This is a genomic window from Mycobacterium sp., assembly GCF_049278535.1.
In the GTDB taxonomy this organism is placed as follows: domain Bacteria; phylum Actinomycetota; class Actinomycetes; order Mycobacteriales; family Mycobacteriaceae; genus Mycobacterium.
The window spans coordinates 1-3,875 of sequence record NZ_JBAPMI010000354.1; the positions used below are offsets into that span (position 1 = coordinate 1).

General features: G+C 66.0%; 4 protein-coding genes and 1 pseudogene. 2 read left to right on the top strand and 3 right to left on the bottom strand.

What is annotated here, in order from left to right:
• Positions 1 to 218: WXG100 family type VII secretion target (locus WAO18_RS23045; protein WP_422208540.1), on the top strand; the 218-nt coding region annotated here is incomplete at its 5' end.
• 395 nt (positions 219 to 613) lie between these two features.
• Positions 614 to 1,444: an SDR family NAD(P)-dependent oxidoreductase gene (locus WAO18_RS23050; RefSeq protein ID WP_422208546.1), complete on the top strand. Its 831-nt coding sequence runs from the start codon at positions 614 to 616 to the stop codon at positions 1,442 to 1,444.
• A gap of 4 nt (positions 1,445 to 1,448) precedes the next feature.
• On the opposite strand, the gene WAO18_RS23055 is transcribed toward WAO18_RS23050, so the two are convergent.
• From WAO18_RS23055 to WAO18_RS23065, 3 genes and pseudogenes are all read right to left on the bottom strand, one after another.
• Positions 1,449 to 2,294 (bottom strand): glycine betaine ABC transporter substrate-binding protein, encoded by an 846-nt coding sequence (locus tag WAO18_RS23055; RefSeq protein WP_422208547.1) that lies wholly within the window; start codon positions 2,292 to 2,294, stop codon positions 1,449 to 1,451.
• Positions 2,291 to 3,481, bottom strand: a complete 1,191-nt coding sequence (locus WAO18_RS23060) for an NAD(P)-dependent malic enzyme (protein WP_422208548.1) — start codon at positions 3,479 to 3,481, stop codon at positions 2,291 to 2,293. Before WAO18_RS23060 ends, WAO18_RS23055 begins: the two co-directional genes overlap by 4 nt.
• 58 nt (positions 3,482 to 3,539) lie before the next feature.
• Positions 3,540 to 3,875 (bottom strand): annotated as a pseudogene (locus WAO18_RS23065) (malate dehydrogenase); the annotation flags it as partial.

Genomic DNA, 3,875 nt, shown 5'->3' on the forward strand with positions numbered 1-3,875 from the left:
CCTTGGAGGCCGAGCACCAGGCCATCGTGCGCGATGTGCTGGCTGCCGGTGACTTCTGGGGCGGCTCGGGTTCGGTGGCCTGCCAGGAGTTCATCACCCAGTTGGGCCGCAACTTCCAGGTGATCTACGAACAAGCCAACAGCCACGGCCAAAAAGTCCAGACCGCCGGCAACAACATGAGCTCGACGGACTCCGCCGTCGGCTCCAGCTGGGCATAACGCTCAACAACGTCAACTGCGTTCGCGTTGAACGCTATCCGAGGCGCCGACAGTGCCCGCACCAAGCGGGCCTGCCGGCGTTTTCGTTACAGCAGCCCGCTCGTGGCTCGGTGGATTCGGCATGCCGGCAACAGGGCTAGTCACCACGAGTCACAGCAGCACCGACAGCCGGTGCCTAGTCCTTTTTGAAATCATGGTCACATGCGATATCAACCCAGCCGTGATATCGCATACGGTCACAAAACGAAAAATGGATGTCGCCTCCCTCAGAGGCGGATATGACGGGTGAGACTCGCCTTGTGGGTCGCGCGGCCAAGCGATGGCATGGTCCCGCTCTCCGTGGTACCAGTGGTACCGGCTAGCCTGGACGGCACCACATCGAGCAAGGAGCGTCCATGGAAGGCTTCGCCGGAAAAGTCGCGGCAGTCACCGGAGCCGGATCGGGCATCGGCCAGGCACTGGCCCTCGAACTGGCCCGCTCCGGCGCCTCGGTAGCGATCAGCGACGTCAACCTCGAGGGGCTGGCGGAGACCGAAGAACAGCTGAAAGCCATTGGCGCACCAGTCAAATCCGACCGGCTCGACGTCACCGAGCGTGAAGCCTTCCAGCTCTACGCGGACCAGGTCAAAGACCACTTCGGCAAGGTCAACCAGATCTACAACAACGCCGGTATCGCCTACACCGGCGACGTCGACATCAGCCACTTCAAGGACATCGAGCGGGTGATGGACGTCGACTTCTGGGGAGTTGTCAACGGCACCAAGGCATTTCTGCCGCATCTGGTCGCCTCCGGTGACGGCCACGTCGTCAACATCTCCAGCCTCTTCGGGCTGATGTCGGTGCCCGGGCAGGCCGCGTACAACTCGGCCAAGTTCGCCGTCCGTGGCTTCACCGAGGCACTACGGCAGGAGATGGTGCTCAACCGCGAACCGGTCAAGGTGACGTCGGTGCACCCCGGCGGTATCAAGACCGCGATCGCCCGCAACGGCATCACCGCCGAAGGGGTCAGCGCGCAGGCGCAGTCGACGTTCTTCGACAAGCGACTGGCCAGCACCACCCCCCGCCGCGCGGCCGAGATCATCCTGGACGGGGTTCGCAAGAACAAAGCGCGGGTGCTGGTCGGCCAAGACGCTGTGGTGCTGGATTTGATTGTGCGAGTTACCGGTTCGCATTACCAGCGGTTGTTCTCCCCCGTCGTCGGACGGATGAAGCCGCCGTCCCGCTAGCGTTTCAGCGACCGAGTGGGTGCTCGTTCAGCCAGGCGTCGGCTACCACTTGCGGGTCGGCGCCCGCGGCGACTTGGCGACGCATGTCGACCAGGGCCGCGGTGTCCAGCACGCCGGCCACTTCGTTGACCGCCAGCAGCTGCCGATCGTTCAGTTCGTTGCGGCGGTACAGCGGCACCACGTTTTCGGCCTGCACCAGAGCCGGTTTGCCGTCGGTCAGCACCACCAGGTCGGCGGGCACGTTGGGATCGGCGGTGGTGGTCCACGCCGCCGTCACCTCGCCGGCCTTGACCGCTGCGAAAAGCTTTGCATCGTCAGCAAATTCGCGACCGGCGGGTAGACGACAGCTTCCGACCACCGAGGGCGTCGACGCACCGGCGACCGATCCGACGACCAAGCCGTCGCAATGCCGGGTCAGCGCGCTGAGATCGCCACCGCCCCAACTCTTCGACGTCGACTCGGCGACCGCCAGCGCGGGTTTGTCCTCGGCCGCGGTGGTGTAGTCGCCGGCAGCGATACCCTCCGGCAGCGCGCCGACCATCGTCTTGTACACCTGCGCGTCGGACCGGACGGTGGCTCCCGGCTGGAAAGCCTGCAGCACCCGGCCGGTGAGACTGGGCACGACCACAAACGCGCCGGAGTCCAACTTGGTCAACGGATTTAGCGCCTGCTCGGTGCGTGCCGGGAATCCGTAGGACCGCAGTGCGCCGGTGTAGACGTCGGCCAGCACGGTCGATTCGATTCCGGCGCGAGACCCGACTACCAGATCGGCCGGGTGACCGTTCTCGCTACAGCCCGCGGTCGCCAGCGCAGCGGTCAGCGCCAGCGCGATCCACCGGCCGGCAGTCACTCCGCGACATCTGCGGCGGCAGCCACGGCAGCGGCGACGGCCGGTGCAACCCGCGGGTCAAGCGGGCTCGGAACGATCCGGTCCTTCGCCAAGTCATCGACCGCGATGGAGAAAATTGCTTCGGCCGCAGCCATTTTCATCTCTTCGGTGATCTTGCGGGCCCCGGCGTCCAGCGCACCGCGGAACACCCCGGGGAAGGCGAGCACGTTGTTGATCTGGTTGGGGAAATCGCTGCGCCCGGTGGCGACGATCGAGGCATGCTTGGCCGCAGCGTCGGGGTGGACTTCCGGGTCGGGATTCGACAACGCGAACACGATGCTCTTGGGCGCCATGGTGGCGATCAGCTCCTCGGGGACGACGCCGCCGGAGACCCCGAGGAACACGTCAGCGCCTTCGAGCGCTTCGACCATGCCGCCGGTGCGCCCCAGTGGGTTGGTGCGTGCGGCCAGTTCGGCTTTGACGCCGTTCATCTCGGCGCGGTCGCGATGCAGAATGCCTTGTGAGTCGAGCACGGTGATATCCGAAATACCCTTGGCCTGAAGCAAATTGGCGCATGCAACACCCGCTGCCCCGGCACCGGAGACCACGACGCGCAGTGCGGTCATGTCGCGGTTGAGCACGGTTGCGGCACCCATCAGCGCGGCCAGCACGACGATTGCGGTGCCGTGCTGGTCGTCGTGCATCACCGGACAGTCCAGCGCCTCGATGACCCGGCGCTCGATCTCGAAGCAGCGCGGCGCCGAGATGTCCTCGAGATTAACCGCGCCGAACGTCGGGCGCAGCCGCACCAGCGTCTCGACGATCTCGTCGGGATCCTTGGTGTCGAGCACGATCGGGATGGCGTCCAGCCCGGCGAACTCCTTGAACAGCCCGCACTTGCCCTCCATCACCGGCAGCGACGCGGCCGGCCCGATGTCGCCGAGACCGAGGACCGCGCTGCCGTCGCTGACCACCGCCACCAGCCGGCCCGACCAGGTGTAGCGGGCGGCCAGCGTGTGGTCGCCGGCGATCGCGCGGCTGACCTGGGCCACACCCGGGGTGTAGGCGATCGACAGCGAGCGCTGAGTGTCCAGCGCAGTCGTCAGACCGACGGAGAGCTTGCCACCCGAGTGCGCCTCGAAGATCTCCGCATCGGTGATGGCGCTCTCTTCAGCGTGGGTCTGTATCGATTCAACCAATTCAGACACGTCGCCCAGCGTACTGACTACTCATTAGTAGCCCTAATCGACAATTGCTCGCGGAGCCTCAGATCAGGCCCAGGTCGGTGACCGCGCTGCGCTCGTCGGCGAGCTCGGCGGTCGACTTGTCGATCCGGCTGCGGGAGAAGTCGTTGATGTCCAGACCCTGCACGATGCTCCAGTCACCGCCCTTGGTGGTCACCGGGAACGACGAGATCAGACCCTCCGGCACGCCGTAGGAGCCGTCGGAGACGACGGCCATCGAGACCCAGTTGTCCTTCGGGGTGCCCAGCAGCCAGTCGCGGGCCGCGTCCACCGTGGCCGAGGCCGCCGAGGCGGCCGACGAGCTGCCACGTGCATCGATGATCGCCGCGCCGCGCTTGGCGACGGTCGGGATGAAGTC

Excerpts from the sequence above, each read along its gene's own strand:
- WAO18_RS23050 (WP_422208546.1), top strand. The coding sequence starts at position 614 with ATGGAAGGCTTCGCCGGAAAAGTCGCGGCAGTCACCGGAGCCGGATCG.